Annotated in this window: 10 protein-coding genes; 9 read left to right on the top strand and 1 reads right to left on the bottom strand. The window is 63.0% G+C overall.

Translation table 11 applies throughout. The features are described 5' to 3' along the window. Window position 1: 1 nt before the first annotated feature. The 4 genes from V3H18_RS01660 (at window position 2) to V3H18_RS01645 (ending at window position 3,342) form a co-directional block, all read left to right on the top strand. Window positions 2-256, top strand: a complete 255-nt coding sequence (locus V3H18_RS01660; RefSeq protein WP_332080141.1) for a hypothetical protein — start codon at window positions 2-4, stop codon at window positions 254-256. Between the two features lie 202 nt (window positions 257-458). Continuing rightward, complete coding sequence (locus V3H18_RS01655) at window positions 459-1,043, top strand: isochorismatase family protein (RefSeq protein ID WP_332080140.1); 585 nt, start codon at window positions 459-461, stop codon at window positions 1,041-1,043. Window positions 1,044-1,060: 17 nt separating this feature from the next. Continuing rightward, window positions 1,061-2,410, top strand: a complete 1,350-nt coding sequence (locus V3H18_RS01650; RefSeq protein WP_332080139.1) for a nicotinate phosphoribosyltransferase — start codon at window positions 1,061-1,063, stop codon at window positions 2,408-2,410. 146 nt (window positions 2,411-2,556) lie between these two features. Then, a complete protein-coding gene (locus V3H18_RS01645; RefSeq protein WP_332080138.1) occupies window positions 2,557-3,342 on the top strand; it encodes an enoyl-CoA hydratase-related protein in 786 nt (261 codons plus the stop codon). Between the two features lie 136 nt (window positions 3,343-3,478). Here the strand turns inward: V3H18_RS01645 and V3H18_RS01640 are convergent, their stop codons facing one another. Next, window positions 3,479-4,837, bottom strand: a complete 1,359-nt coding sequence (locus V3H18_RS01640) for a PQQ-dependent sugar dehydrogenase (protein WP_332080137.1) — start codon at window positions 4,835-4,837, stop codon at window positions 3,479-3,481. 277 nt (window positions 4,838-5,114) lie between these two features. Here V3H18_RS01640 and V3H18_RS01635 point away from each other — a divergent pair, with 277 nt between their 5' ends. The 5 genes from V3H18_RS01635 to V3H18_RS01615 all read left to right on the top strand — a co-directional run bounded on the left by V3H18_RS01635 (window position 5,115) and on the right by V3H18_RS01615 (window position 15,096). Beyond that, on the top strand, window positions 5,115-6,374 hold the full coding sequence (locus V3H18_RS01635; RefSeq protein ID WP_332080136.1) for an efflux RND transporter periplasmic adaptor subunit: 1,260 nt from the start codon (window positions 5,115-5,117) through the stop codon (window positions 6,372-6,374). Further along, a complete protein-coding gene (locus tag V3H18_RS01630) occupies window positions 6,371-9,493 on the top strand; it encodes a multidrug efflux RND transporter permease subunit (protein ID WP_332080135.1) in 3,123 nt (1,040 codons plus the stop codon). Before V3H18_RS01635 ends, V3H18_RS01630 begins: the two co-directional genes overlap by 4 nt. Continuing rightward, window positions 9,490-12,618 (top strand): efflux RND transporter permease subunit, encoded by a 3,129-nt coding sequence (locus tag V3H18_RS01625; protein ID WP_332080134.1) that lies wholly within the window; start codon window positions 9,490-9,492, stop codon window positions 12,616-12,618. The genes V3H18_RS01630 and V3H18_RS01625 overlap by 4 nt, the downstream gene beginning before the upstream one ends. Before the next feature lie 115 nt (window positions 12,619-12,733). Then, complete coding sequence (gene tam / locus V3H18_RS01620; RefSeq protein ID WP_332080213.1) at window positions 12,734-13,504, top strand: trans-aconitate 2-methyltransferase; 771 nt, start codon at window positions 12,734-12,736, stop codon at window positions 13,502-13,504. A 113-nt stretch (window positions 13,505-13,617) separates the two neighbouring features. Next, window positions 13,618-15,096 carry an MBL fold metallo-hydrolase gene (locus tag V3H18_RS01615; protein ID WP_332080133.1) on the top strand — a complete coding sequence of 493 codons (1,479 nt, stop codon included), beginning with the start codon at window positions 13,618-13,620 and terminating at the stop codon, window positions 15,094-15,096. Window positions 15,097-15,140 lie beyond the last annotated feature (44 nt).

The raw sequence follows: 15,140 nt of genomic DNA, 5'->3' as shown, positions 1-15,140 counted from the left end.
CATGCCGATCAAGGAAGAGGATATTCAGCCCGGCAAATGCTACAGGAGCAAGGGCGGCGAAAAGAACTCCGAAAAATATACGGTGATCAGCATTACGCGCGGCATCGTGACCTATCAGAGCTGGACCACCGATCCGAATCGATTGTCGCTACGCACGAATGTGGGCATCAAGGCTCTTGCCGAGGTGATCTTTAAAGAGATTCCTTGTCCCAATAGGGATCCGAAGGGAAAAATCGACTATTTCGATCCTTCATAAGATTCCAGCGCCTTCCTGACGCCTGAGCCTCGCCATATAGCTCGCGTCGGCTGTTCCGCCCGCGACGACCGGCCTTCGCATTAAGGCGCAGCTTGCTTGCGCCGGGAGCAAGGGCGACGCTACATAAAGCGATTGCGACACAAAAGACACTGCGCCCGGGCGAGGGCCGGTCAATGTGATTTCGCGAACGGAAGGGGGAATCATGGCCAGCGGAGCGATGCGCCTGCGAGCTGGCGACGCCCTCCTTGTCGTGGATTTGCAGCGCGACTTTTGTCCCGGCGGCGCTCTACCAGTCCCTGACGGCGACAAGATCGTTCCCCTAGCCAACGAGCTGATTGAAGAAGCGGTCGCGGCGGACGCCTGTGTCGTCGCCGTGCGCGACTGGCATCCGCCCGGACATGCGAGCTTTCATGAAAAGGGCGGACCCTGGCCGCCGCATTGCGTGCAGAACAGCGCGGGCGCGCGCTTTCACGACGATCTGCGTCTGCCGGAAAACGCGATCCTCGTCAGCAAGGGAATGGCGCTCGAACAGGACCAGTATTCGGCGTTCGCCGTTGAAGGGTTCGCGGATCGGCTGCGTAGCGTTGGAGTGCGTCGCGTGTTGATCGTCGGGCTGACGCAAGAATATTGCGTGCGCGAGAGCGCGCTCGATGCGGTCGCCGCCGGCTTCGAAACGCATGTGCGGCTTTCCGGCACGCGCCCCATAACGTTGGAGAAAGGCCGGGAGGCCGTGGAGGACTTGCGCCATGCGGGCGTCATCGTCGAGGATGGCGAAGATAAATCCTGAACGCGAGGCCCGCCATCGTGTCCTCCAACGCCCTCTTCGCGGACCTTTATGAATTCACGATGCTCCGCGCCTATTTCGAACTGGGCATGTCCGAGCAGGCGACATTCAGCCTCTTCGTTCGTAATTTTCCAGCGCGGCGCAATTTTTTGATCGCATGCGGTCTGGCGGATCTTCTCGACGAAATCGAGCGGTTCCGCTTCGAGGCGGAGCAGATCGACTATCTTGCGTCATTGCAAATCTTTCCGCGGCCATTTCTCGACTGGCTCGAAGGATTTCGATTTTCCGGCGACATTTATGCGATGCGCGAGGGCGAGCCTTTCTTTCCAAACGAACCCATTATCGAAGTCGTCGCGCCCCTCGGCGAGGCGCAGCTTCTCGAGACTCTCATTATCAATCAGATCGGCCTGCAAACGACCTTGGCCTCGAAAGCCGCGCGCGTGGTTGTCGCGGCGCGCGGCGCCCTGGTGTCCGATTTCGGAGCGAGGCGCGCGCAGGGACTCGACGCGGCGACAAAGGGCGCGCGCGCCTTCTTTATCGCCGGCGTCGCCTCGACCTCAAATATGGCGGCGGGATTCGCCTATGGACTGCCCGTCGCCGGAACCATGGCGCATAGTTTCGTCGAGGCCTCGCTCTCCGAAATGGAGGCCTTTCGCTCTTTCGCCTCCGTATTTCCCGAGACGATTCTGCTTGTCGACACCTACGATACGATCGAAGGCGTGAAGAAGGTCGTGGCGCTTGCGAAAGAGCGCGGGCGCGACTTCAAGGTCCGCGCCATCCGGCTCGATTCCGGCGATCTCGACAGCCTGTCGCGGCAAGCGCGCAAAGTCCTCGATGAAGCGGGTTTGAGTGATGTGCGGATCGTTGCAAGCGGCGGGCTTGAAGAAACCAAGATTGACGATCTGACGTCCCGCGGCGCGCCGATCGATATGTTCGGCGTCGGGACGGAGATGGCGGCGTCGAGCGACGCGCCTGTCCTCGACATCGCCTATAAGCTCACGGAATATGCGGGCGTCGGGCGCATGAAGCTCTCGACCGGCAAGAAATCGCTTCCGGGCCGCAAACAGGTTTTTCGCGAGTTCCAGGACGGCGTGGCGATGCGGGACGTCATCGCCCGTCATGGCGAGAATCTTCCGGGCGTCGCCCTGTTGCGACCGGTCATGCTCTCTGGCCGCCGCGTCGCGTCGGAAACATTCGAACTCTCGCAAATTTGCGCTTATGCGGCGCAGGCGCTTGCAACGTTGCCGGCCGAGTTACGAAGACTCGAGGGGTGTCAGGCGCATTTGGAGGTGGCGATCAGCCCTGAACTCGCCGATTACGAGCGGGAGACGCGCGAGAGGCTGATCGAGAGCTCGACGGCGCGGGCGTGACCCGCGTCGCCCGCGCGAAGCCCGCCGCAGATTGATCTCATATCCAAAGCCGCTTGACATGCGCCGCGGGATCGGACTCGCTTGCTGATCGCGCATGATGCGCCGATCGAACAATCTTTTCTGGATTAATTCCATGTGAGGCCGACATGCCCGTGCTGCTTGAATCGGTCGATCCGCGCGGCGTCGCGACGTTAAGGCTCAACCGCCCCGAAAAGCGCAACGCTTTCGACGGCGAACTTGTGGCTGCGCTTCATGAGGCTCTGCAACGTCTGGGCGAGCGGAACGACGTGCGGCTCCTGACGCTCGAAGGCGCCGGTGAGAATTTTTGCGCCGGTGCGGACATCGACTGGATGGTGCGCGGCGCCCAAAAGACGCTTTACGAGAACGAAGAAGACGCCTTCGCGCTCGCGGCGATGCTGCTCCGCCTGGACAGGCTGTCGAAACCCACGCTCGCCGTCGCGCATGGCGGGGTTTTCGGCGCCGGCGTCGGGCTCATCGCCTGTTGCGACATCGTCCTGGCGGGGGACGACGCCTATTTCTCTCTCAGTGAAGTGCGGCTCGGCGTCACGCCGGCGATGATCGCGCCCTTTCTCATCCGTGCGATCGGCATGCGTCAAACGCGGCGGCTGACGCTTTCGGGAGAGTCGATTTTCGCGGAAGCGGCGCTTGGAATGGGCCTCGTTCACCAGGTCAGGCCCAAGGGCCAGTTGAATGCGGCGCGGGCCCTGATCGTCGAGGGATTGCTCGGCGGCGCGGCGGGCGCGCAGGCGGACGCCAAGGACTTTCTGGAGCGCTGCCAGGGCCGGCCCGTCGACGACGAGCTATTGCGCGAGGCGGCGCATAGCCTGGCGCTCCGGCGATCGACGGATGAGGCGCGCGAACGTCTGCGCGCCTTCCTCGACAAAGGTCGGGGAGCGAAAGACGCGGTCTGACGGATGGCGCCAGCGCGCGTTCCGGTCAGAGGGAATCCTCTGATCGAACAAGTCCGTCAATTTTTTCGGCGCTCGCTCCAATGAGGCGAAGGCCGCTCGCCGCGAATAGCGGCGATGCGCCAATTTCGCGCTTCGCTCACTTCGCCGGATAGGAGACGCGCCAGATCGTTCCATTGCCGTCTTCGCTCACAAGCAGCGAGCCGTCGGGCGCGACCGCCACGTCGACGGGCCGGCCCCAGACTTTCGCGTCGTCGAGCACGAAGCCGGTGAGGAAATCCTGATATTCGCCGGTCGGTTGGCCGTCCTTGAACTTCAAGCGAACGACCTTGTAGCCCGTTCGCGTTCCGCGATTCCAGGAGCCATGCAGCGCGACGAAAGCGTCGCCCTTGAACTCCGCCGGAAACTGTTCGCTCTCATAGAAGGCGATGCCGAGCGGCGCCGAATGCGGCTGGAACAGAACGTCGGGAATCGTCACCTTGTCGGCGAGATCGGGACGCGCGCCGGCGTGACGGGGATCAGGATTGGCGCCGATATAATACCAGGGCCAGCCGTAAAAGCCGTCCGGCTTCACCCGCGTGGCGTAGTCCGGCGGCAGATCGTCGCCGAGCATGTCGCGCTCATTGACGACGCACCATAGCTCCTCGCCCTTTGGCCGCAGCCGCAGACCCGAGCAATTGCGAATGCCCCTGGCGAAGACGCGCTTGTCGCCGCCGTCTGGATTGAAAGCGAGGACGTCCGCACGATCGCGTTCCGGCCCGAAGGCCGCGCCGACGCCGTTCTTCGCCTCGAGCTCCGCGATCTCCGCGGGCGAGGGGCGCGCATGCCCGTCCGCGACATTGGTCTTCGAGCCAACGGCGACAAAGAGCGTCTTGCCGTCGGAAGAGAAGGCGAGATCGCGCGTCCAATGGCCGCCGTCGCCCGGCAAGGCGGCGACGACTTCCGCCGGCCCGGTGGCTTTCAGATCGCCCTTCTTATAGGGAAAGCGCAGCACTTTCGACACCGTGCCGACATAGAGATATTGCGGGTCGGGCCCCGGCGGATAGAAGGCGAGCCCATAAGGCCGCTCCAGATCGCCCGCGAAAATCTCGCTCGCCTCTGGCTTGATCGTCCCCTCGGAAAGACGAAAGACGCGCACGCGCCCGGCCGGGCTCTCAGTGACGAAAATATCGCCATTGGGCGCGACGCGAATGACCCGCGGTCCGTTGAGCCCGGTCGCGAATGTTTCGATCGCAAAACCCGCGAGCGTCTTGGGAAGGATTCCGTCCGGCCGCGCCACGACCTCGGAGCGGGACGCCTTGGGCTCGCTCGCCAGGGGACGCGGCAAATCCTGCGGCGCGATCTTTCGCCAAAGTCCGGGATCGTCCGCGCGCCAGTCGCTGAAGGCCGCGACGCCGATGCGGCGCCCCGCCGTATCGGATCGCGAGACGCCGCAGAGCGCCATGCTCGTCGCGAGCGCCATTCCCAGCGCGCCAATGACGATCCGTTTTCTTCGCATACGCCGCCTCCCTGCTCGACCAATCCATTTTGACGCCTGTCTCATATATATCGACTAGATTAGAAAGGAAGACAAGCGGGTCGCTTGCGCCGCGCAGATGACACTCGCGTGACTTTCACCATAAAAAACCGTCGAGCTAGCCGCGCTTTCTCGTTGTGGCGCATGTCTTTTCGCTCGGCGGCGGCTCGGGCGGTTCTTGCTATTTCCCGATCATTAAACTAGAGTTATATCTCCAAAACCTTGCCGCCGACGCAGCAATTGAGGAAGGCCCTCCGCAATGAATCCCGATGTCGCCGCGACCTCCCATCCGCGGCCGAGAGCTTTCCGGGAGCTGCTTTCCCTCCGTCGCTGCATCATTGGCGCTCTGGCTCTCTCGGCGATCGGCGCGGGACTGTCCTACGCCTATTCGGCCTTCGTCGCGCAGTCGGGCGCGGGAGGGCCGGGCAGGGGCGCGGGCAGGGGCCTTGCCGCGCGCGTCGCCATGGCGGAGATCGCGACGGGAGAGTTTCCGGTCGTATTGACCGGGCTCGGCACCGTGACGCCCTTCGCGACCGCCGTGGTGAAGACGCAGATTTCCGGCAAGCTGGTCGACGTCAAATTCACCGAAGCGCAGAATGTGAAGTTCGGCGACACGCTCGCCCAAGTCGATCCGCGGCCTTATGAACTGGCGCTCGCCCAGGCGGAAGGGCAACTGCAAAAGGACGTCGCGCTGCTCGCCAACGCCGAACGCGACCTCATCCGCTACGAGTCCCTCGCCAAGAAAATGAAGGGCGTGATCTCCGAACAGCAGATCGACGCCCAGCGCTCGCTCATCAGTCAATATAAGGGAACGGCGGCGATCGATCGCGCGCTTGTCGATCAGGCGCGTCTCAATCTCGACTATTGCCGAATCGTCTCTCCGATCGACGGCCGTATCGGCCTGCGTCAGGTCGATCGCGGCAATTATGTTCAGGCAAACGACGCCAGCGGCATCGCCGTCGTGATGCAATTGTCGCCGATAACGGTGATCTTCACTCTGCCCGAGAACCGGCTGCCGTCAGTCCTGAAGAAATTCCGCGCGGGCGAAAAGCTCACGGTCGTCGCCTTCGATCACGAACGCGCCGTCGAACTCGCGCGCGGCCGCCTCGTCGCCATCGACAATCAGATCGATTCATCTTCGGGCACGGTGAAGCTGCGCGCGGAGTTCGACAATAATGACGAGAGTCTTTACCCGAACCAATTCGTCAACGCCGAACTGCTCGTCGAAACCCTGCACGGCGTCGCGCTCGCGCCGGCCGCCGCCATTCAGCAGGGCGCACAAGGGCCCTATGTTTACCTCATTCGGCCGGATTCGACCGTCTCAATGCGCCCCGTGAAGCTTGGTCCCGCGGGCGGCGATCGCGTCGTCGTTGAGAACGGCGTGACGCCGGGAGAGCGCGTCGTCGTCGAAGGCTCCGACAAGCTCCGCGACGGCATGGCGGTGAGCTTTCCGACCAAGGAGCCGCAAGATCAGGAGCCGCGCGGCCGACGTTCCGCCGCGAAGAACGGCGCCTCATGAGCGCGATAGACGTTTCGCGTCCTTTCATTCTGCGGCCGGTCGCAACCACGCTGTTGATGGCGGCCATTCTTCTCGCCGGCGCGATCGCCTATAGGCTGCTTCCGGTTTCGGCCCTGCCGCAAGTCGACTTTCCGACAATAGAGGTCCGCACGTTCTATCCGGGCGCGAGCCCGGAAGTGATGGCGTCTTCGATCACCGCGCCGCTCGAGCGCCAGCTCGGCCAGATGCCCGGACTGACGCAGATCGCTTCGACGAGCTCGGGCGGCGCGTCGATCATTACGCTCCAGTTCGGCCTCAAATTGACTCTCGACGTCGCCGAGCAGCAGGTGCAGGCGGCGATCAACGCCGCCGCGAGCTTTCTGCCGACCGATCTGCCGGCTCCGCCCATCTACGCCAAGATCAATCCGGCGGACGCCCCGGTCATCACGCTCGCGCTCGCCTCGAAGACGCTGCCGTTGACCGAGGTGCAGCAGCTTGCGGATTCGCGGATCGCGCAAAAAATATCGCAGCTCACGGGCGTCGGCCTCGTCACCGTCAGCGGCGGCAACCGGCCGGCCGTCGTCGTGCGCGCCAATGTCGCCACTCTCGCCTCGCTCGGCATGTCGCTCGAAGACCTGCGCGCGGCGATTTCGAACGCCAACGTCAATCTGCCGAAAGGCAACATTGACGGCCGCACGCAGGAATTCGCCATCGACGCCAATGATCAGCTGAAAAGCGCGCGCGACTATGACCAGCTCATCATCGCCAATCGCAATGGCGGCCCCGTTCGGCTGCGCGACGTGGCGAAGGTCGTCGACGGCGCGGAAAACCGCGACTTGGGCGCCTGGAGAAATCTCGAGCCCGCGATCATCGTCAGCGTGCAGCGCCAGCCCGGCGCGAATGTGATCGCCGTCGTCGATCAGATCAAGGCCTTGCTGCCCTCGCTCCAGGCGTCGCTGCCCGCGACCGTCGACGTCGCTATTCTCACCGACCGCACGACGACGATCAGAGCTTCCATCGAGGACGTGCAGTTCGAACTGCTGCTCGCCGTCGTCCTGGTCGTCGCCGTCATCTATCTCTTCCTCAACAATGTTCGCGCCACGATCATTCCGAGCGTTTCCGTTCCGGTCTCGCTCGTCGGCGCCTTCGCCGCCATGTATCTATTGGGATACAGTCTCAACAATCTCACGCTGATGGCCCTGACGATCGCGACCGGCTTCGTCGTCGACGACGCCATCGTCATGACCGAGAACATCGCGCGCTATCTGGAGAAGGGGCTTGCGCCGCTCGACGCCGCGCTGGTCGGCGCGCGCGAAATCGGCTTCACCATCGTGTCGCTGACCATTTCGCTTATCGCCGTCCTCATTCCGCTTCTCTTCATGGGCGATGTCGTCGGCCGGCTGTTCCGCGAATTCGCCGTGACGCTCGCCGTCACGATCGTCATTTCCGCGGTCGTTTCGCTCACGCTCGCGCCGATGCTGTGCGCGAAGCTTCTTTCTTCTCGCGACGCGCATGCGTCGGGCGAAGCCCATGGCGCAAGCGCCGGCTGGTTCGACCGGATCGTAGACGTTTACGGCGCGATGCTGACGGTCGTCCTGAACCATTCGCGCGCGACATTGCTCTTCTTCGTCGGAACGCTCGGCCTGACGATCTTCCTTTATGTCGTCATCCCCAAGGGCTTCTTTCCGATTCAGGACACGGGGCTGATACAGGGGGCGCTCGTCGGCGAACAGAGTTCGTCCTTTGGCGCCATGGTCAAGCGGCGCGAGACTTTATCCGAACTGTTGTTGCAGGACCCCGCGGTCGAGTCGATCTCTTCCACATTGGGCGTCGACGGCGAGAATCGCACGCTGAACAGCGGCCGCCTTCTCATCAAACTGAAGCCGCGAGAAGAGCGAGACGGGTCGATTTCCGAAGTTCTGCGCCGTCTGCAGGACGCCGCGAAGCCCATCGCAGGCGTATCCCTCTTCTTGCAGCCGGTTCAGGACCTCACCATCGATACGGGCGGCCTGCGCGGCGAATATCATTTCGCCTTGCAGGACGCGAACGCCGAGGCGCTCGCCGCCTACGCGCCGCGGCTCGTCGACCAGCTCTCGGCGATGCCGCCGTTTCGCGACGTGTCGAGCAGCGCCCAGCCTTTCGGCCGCGCGCTCTATGTCGAAATCGACCGCGACGCGGCCGCGCGCTATGGCGTCAGCGTGGCGACGATCGACAATACGCTTTACGACGCCTTCGGCCAGAGGATCGTCTCGACGATCTTCACTCAGGCAAACCAGCATCGCGTCATTCTCGAGGCGGATACGCGCAGCGCGCCAGGTCTCGCCGCGCTCGGCTCCTTGCGGGCGCCGACGACGGGCGGCGCGGAGGCGCCGCTGGATTCGCTCGTGACGGTGCGGGAAATCGCGGCGCCCTTGTCGATCGACCATCTGGCGCAATTTCCCGCGACGACGATTTCGTTCAATCTGGCGCCGGGCTATTCCCTTGGCGCGGCGATGTCGGCGATCCGCGACGCCCAGGCCGAGCTGCAGACGCCCCTAAGCGTCATCACCGTCTTTCAGGGCGCGACGCAGGCGTTCAACGCCTCGTCGACAAGCACGGCGCTGCTCATCCTCGCCGCCATTGTCACCGTCTATATCGTTCTCGGCGTGCTCTACGAGAGCTACATCCACCCGATCACCATCCTGTCGACCTTGCCTTCTGCCGGCATTGGCGCGCTGCTCGCCTTGATTCTTTCGCGAAGCGATCTTGGCGTCATCGGCGTCATCGGCATCATTCTTCTCATCGGCATCGTCAAGAAGAACGCCATCATGATGATCGACTTCGCCTTGCAGGCCGAGCGCGACGAGCGGCTCTCGCCGCGCGCGGCGATCTATCAGGCGTGCCTTTTGCGCTTTCGTCCGATCCTGATGACGACGCTCGCTGCGCTGCTTGGCGCCGTGCCGCTCATTTTGGGGGGCGGCGAAGGATCGGAGCTCAGATTTCCGCTCGGCGTCAGCATCGTCGGCGGATTGATCCTCAGCCAGTTGCTGACTCTGTTCACGACGCCCGTCATCTATCTCGCTTTCGACGGACTGGCGAAACGCTTCTCCGCCGAGACTTCCGCGCCCGCCGGTCTCCAAGCGAAGGCGAGCCGGGCATGAATTTGATCGCCGCCGCGATTTCCCGGCCTGTGGCGACGACCCTGCTGATGCTCGGCGTCTGCCTGAGCGGCCTCGTCGCCTTCTTCCTGCTTCCGGCGGCGCCCGTGCCGGAAATCGACTATCCGGTCATCTCCATCTATGCGGGGATGCCGGGCGGCAGCCCGCAGACGATGGCCACCTCGGTGGCGATGCCGTTGGAGCGGCGTCTCGGCCAGATCGCCGGCGTCACCGAAATGACCTCTTCCAGTTCGGTCGGGTCGGCGCGCGTCACCATGCAGTTCGACCTCGGCCGCAGCATCGATGGCGCGCAACGCGACATTCAGGGCGCCATCGCCGCGGCCCGCGCCGATCTCCCCGTCAATCTGCGCAACAATCCGATCTATAGGACCGCCAATCCGGCGGAAGTGCCCGTCGTCATCATCGCGCTCACCTCGGACCGGCTGACTCAGGGTCAGTTGTTCGAGATCGCCTCCAACATTCTGCAGCAGAAATTCTCGCAGATCGAAGGCGTCGGCCAGGTCGTCGTCGGCGGCAGTTCGCTTCCCGGAGTCCGGGTCGAGATCAATCCGCGCGCCCTCTCGCAATATGGCCTGTCGCTGGAGACCGTGCGCGCCGCAATCGCGGCGACGAATTACAATGGTCCCAAAGGCGCGATCGAGGAGGGCGAACGGCGCTTTCAGATTTACGCCAATGATCAGTCGCGGCGCGCCGCCGATTATCGCGGGCTGATCGTCGGCTATCGCGGCGGCGCGACGATCAGGCTTCACGATGTGGCCGAGGTGATCGACTCGGTCGAGGACACGCGCAATTATGGAATCAGCAATGGCCGCGTCGGCGTGCAGGTCAATATTTTTCGCCAGCCTGGCGCCAATCTCATCGAGCTCGTCGAACGCGTTAAGGCGCTGATGCCTCCGCTCGCCGCGGCCTTGCCGGCGGACGCCGACATGCGGATCGTGCAGGACCGCACGCTGACCATCCGAACCTCCCTGCATGAAATCGAATTGACGCTTGTGCTGACGGTCGTCCTTGTCGTCGGCGTCGTCTTTCTTTTCTTAAGGGATGCGCGCGCCACGCTCATTCCGAGCATTTCCGTGCCCGTTTCGCTTCTGGGCGCCTTCGCCGGCATGTATTTCCTCGGCTACAGCCTCAACAATCTTTCCCTCATGGCGCTCACCGTCGCGACGGGCTTCATCGTCGACGACGCCATTGTGGTCGTCGAAAATGTCGTGCGCCTGATGGAGAATGGCGTCACGCGCGCGCGTGCGGCGCTGGAGGGCGCGCGTCAGGTCGTCTTCACCGTGCTGTCGATGACCTTATCGCTGATCGCAGTCTTCCTTCCGATCTATTTCATGGGCGGAATCATCGGGCTCATGATGCGGGAGTTCGCGGCGACCTTGTCCGTGGCGGCGCTCGTCTCGCTGGCCCTTTCCGTCACCGCGACGCCGATGCTTTGCGCCAAGCTTCTGCGCGAGGCGCCGCGCCATTCGACATTCTGGCTGCTGCGGCTCAGCGAAGCGGCCTTCGCCCTGCTGCATCGGGGCTATGTCGGCACACTGGGCCTGGCGCTCAATCGCCCGGGCGCCATGATGCTTTTGCTGCTCGCGACGATCGGGATGAACGTCCATCTGTTCAACATCATTCCGAAGGGCTTCTTTCCGATCCAGGATTCAGGCCGCATGCGCGGCGCGATCGTTGCGGATCAAAGCGTCTCTTTCTCGGTGATGAAAGCCAAGCTCGAACAAATCGTCCAAATTCTGAAGAATGATTCCGCGATCGAGACAGCCTCCGGCGTGATCGGCGGGAGCTTCGGCCCTGGCGGCTCGGTGAATGTCGCCGATCTTCTCATCACGCTGAAGCCGCTGCGCGAGCGCGGCGTCTCCGCCGACCAGATCACGGCGCGGCTGCGGCCGAAATTCGCGCAGGTGAGCGGGGCGCAGGTCTTTCTCTCGCCCGTCCAGGACATCCGCATTGGCGGGCGTTCGAGCAGCGCGCTCTTTCAATATACGCTCCAGGCCGACGATCTCGACGAACTGAGGCTCTGGGCGCCGCGCATTACCGACGCCTTGCGCAAAAGCCCGGTCCTTGTCGACATCGATTCCGACCAGAGGGACAAGGGTCTGCGCACCGACGTCGTCGTGGACCGCGAAACCGCCGCGCGGCTCAATCTGACCGCGAGCCAGATCGACAACACGCTTTATGACGCCTTCGGCCAAAGACAGGTCTCGACGATTTACGAGCCGCTGAACCAATATCATGTGGTGATGGAGGTCGCGCCGCGCTTCCGCGACACGCCGAACGCGCTCTCGGAGCTTTTCATCGGCGCGGGGGCGGGCGGCGGCGCGGCGGCGGAACGCATGATCCCCTTCGCCGCCTTCAGTTCGCTGAACGTGGGGCGTATCCCCATTCAGATCAATCATCAGGGCCATTTCCCGGCCGTGACGATCTCCTTCAATCTCGCCGAGGGCAAATCGCTCGGCGACGCGGAGGCGGCGATCAGGGAGGCGATGAGCAGCGTCGGCGCGCCCGTCTCCATCCAGGGCGCTTTCGCCGGAACCGCCGCGGGATATCGGGAGGCCCTCGCCAATCAGCCCGTCATGATCGCCGCCGCATTGGCGACGGTCTATATTGTGCTCGGCGTGCTCTATGAGAGCTTTTTCCACCCGCTGACGATTCTCTCCACGCTTCCTTCGGCGGGCGTCGGCGCGCTCGCTGCGCTGCTCCTGTGCGGCACCGAGCTCAGCATCATCGCGATGATCGGCGTTCTGCTGCTCATCGGCGTCGTCATGAAGAATGCGATCATCCTCGTCGATTTCGCCATCGACGCAAGGCGCGCGCGCGGCCTCGCCGCGAGAGAAGCGATCACGGAGGCCTGCGCCCTGCGTTTTCGACCGATCCTGATCACGACGCTGGTCACGCTCATGGGTGCGGCGCCGCTCGCCATTGGCGTCGGCGAGGGCGCCGAGATGCGCCAGCCGCTCGGCGTCGCGATCATGGGCGGATTGATCGTCAGCCAGTTTTTGACCCTTTACACGACGCCCGTGGTCTTTCTTTATGTGGATCGGCTCGCCGCGCGAGTCGGCGGATGGCGCGTGGCCTTGAGCCCGCGGAAGCGAATTGAGGCATAATCCATTGCCCGAGGAATCGGATTGCGTCGCCTGCGACCCGTCCCGGCCGCAAAAGAACGATGTTTCTCTGGAGATGCGCTTCGCCGCGCGCGCGGATGAAGCGACGCTTGCGAAAATGAACGACTGGAATTCGACGCTTTATCTCAAATTTGAACGCGAGCGCACACGGGCGGCGCGCGACCTCCTTGCGCATATCCCCGATTTTTCGCCTCGCAGCGTTTACGATCTCGGCTGCGGGCCGGGAAACAGCACGGAGCTGCTCACCGCGCGCTTTCCGCAGGCGCGCATTGTCGGGATCGATCTTTCCGACGACATGCTTGACGTCGCGCGCGGGCGGGCGAGGGGCGCGGATTTCGTCAAGGACGACATCGCTTCCTGGCGGCCGAGCGCGCCCGCTAGCCTGATCTTCGCCAACGCCGCCCTGCACTTTGTGCCGGACCATCGCGCGCGCCTCGTCGAACTCGTCTCCGATCTGGAGCCGGGCGGCGCGCTCGCCGCGCAAATGCCGGACAATATCCATGACGTGTCGCATGCGCTGATGCGCATGGTGGCGGCGGACGGACCCTGGGCGCCCCGACTCCTGCCGATCGCCAAGACGCGCGTTCTCGTCGGCGGCGTCGACGAATATTACGAGTTGCTCAGCCGGCGATGCGCGCGGCTCGACATCTGGCACACGACCTATGTTCACGCGCTTGAGAGCGTCGACGACATTGTCGACTGGTTCGAAGGCTCCGCTTTGCGCCCCTTCCTCGAAGCGTTGAACGCCGCGGAGCGCGCGGCGTTCCTCGCGCGTTACCGCGCCGAACTCGACGCCGCTTATCCGAGCCAATCCGATGGGAAGGTGCTGCTGCGCTATCCGCGCCTCTTTCTCGTCGCCAGGAAATAATAATCTATTCAGCGAGTAGAATTTAATTTGCCATCCGGCTTAAAAAGCCGTTGACGGCCTGATTTTATCCCCTTATTAATCTATAAATTAAGTATGATTAAAGGGAGCCATCCATGCGACGCCAGTCTCATTTTCTCCGCGGTTTGACGCTCGCGGTGTCTTTCGCGGCGCTGTCGGCCCATGCCGCGTCGCTGCAGGAAGCGGCCAATGCGCTCGGCGCTTCAAATCTCAAATCGCTGGAGTTCTCCGGCTCCGGCCATTGGTTCAATTTCGGCCAGGCGACCGCGCCAGATTCGGTCTGGCCCAAATTTGACGTGAGCAGCTATGAGGCCAGGATCAATTACGAGTTTCCGGCCGCGCAAGTGGCGCTGACGCGCATTCAGGTCGTCGAGCCCAATCGTCAGCGCCCAGCGCCGACGGAGCAAAAGCTCAACTGGCTGGTGAGCGGCGATAAAGCCTGGAACTTTCAGCCGCCGAACAATGCGCCTCCCGGCGCCGCGTCGGTCGCGACGCCCCAGCCGGCGCAGGTCGAGCAGCGCATTTCCGAAATCTGGGAGACGCCGCAAGGCTTCCTCAAGGCCGCGCTCGCCAATGGCGCCAAGTCGCAGGCGTCAGGGGCCGGCGTCGAAGTGTCCTTCGATAGCGCTGACAAGCATCATTACATTGGCTTCATCAATGCGAAGAACGAGGTCGAATGGGTGCGAAGCTGGATCGACAGCCCGGTGCTCGGCGACACGCTCTTCGAGACGAAATTCAAAGACTATAAGGATTTCGGCGGCGTGCAGTTCCCGGCGGAGCTCACGCGGGTTCAGGGCGAGCATCCGGTCCTCCATATCAATGTCGCCTCCGCCAGGCTCAATCCGGGCGTCGATATCGCGGTTCCCGAAAATGTCGCGGGCTTCAAGGCCGAGCCGCCCGAAGTGAAATCCGAAAAGCTCGCGGAAGGCGTTTATTGGCTTACCGGCGGCACGCATCACAGCGTCTTGATCGAGCAGAAGGATCACGTCGTCCTCGTCGAGGCGCCGCTCAATGAGGAGCGCTCGCTTGCGGTCATCGCCAAGGTCGCCGAAATCGCGCCGGGCAAGCCGATCAAATATGTCGTCAACAGCCATGTTCATTTTGACCATTCCGGCGGTCTGCGCACGCTTGTCGACGCCGGCGCGACCGTGGTGACGCATGAACTCGACAAGCCCTATTACGAGAAGGTTTGGGCCGCGCCGCATACGCTGCGTCCCGATCGGCTGGCGCAGTCGAAGAAGCCCGCGAAATTCGAAACCTATGCGGACAAGCATGTGTTGTCCGACGGTGCGCGTACGATCGAAATTCATCGCATCGCCGGCAATGGCCATAGCGACGAATTGGCGCTGATCTATTTGCCGAAGGAAAAGATTCTGGTTGAAGCCGACGCTTACACGCCTGCGGCGAAGGACGCGCCGCCGCCGAAAACCGCAAATCCATATTCCGTCAATCTCTACGAAAATATTCAGAAGCTCAAATTGGACGTGGCGCAAATCGCTGGCCTTCATGGCCCGCGCATCGTGACTTTGGCGGACCTGCGCGCAGCGATCGGTCAACCCCCGCTCGCGCAATAGCACGAGGAGACCCTCCGAAACCTATCAGTATTTCCTCTCCACTT

The organism is Methylocystis borbori (assembly GCF_036576025.1).
Taxonomy (GTDB): Bacteria; Pseudomonadota; Alphaproteobacteria; order Rhizobiales; family Beijerinckiaceae; genus Methylocystis; species Methylocystis borbori.
Note: the sequence above shows the minus strand (reverse complement) of the source record. Positions and strands in the feature narration are given on the sequence as shown.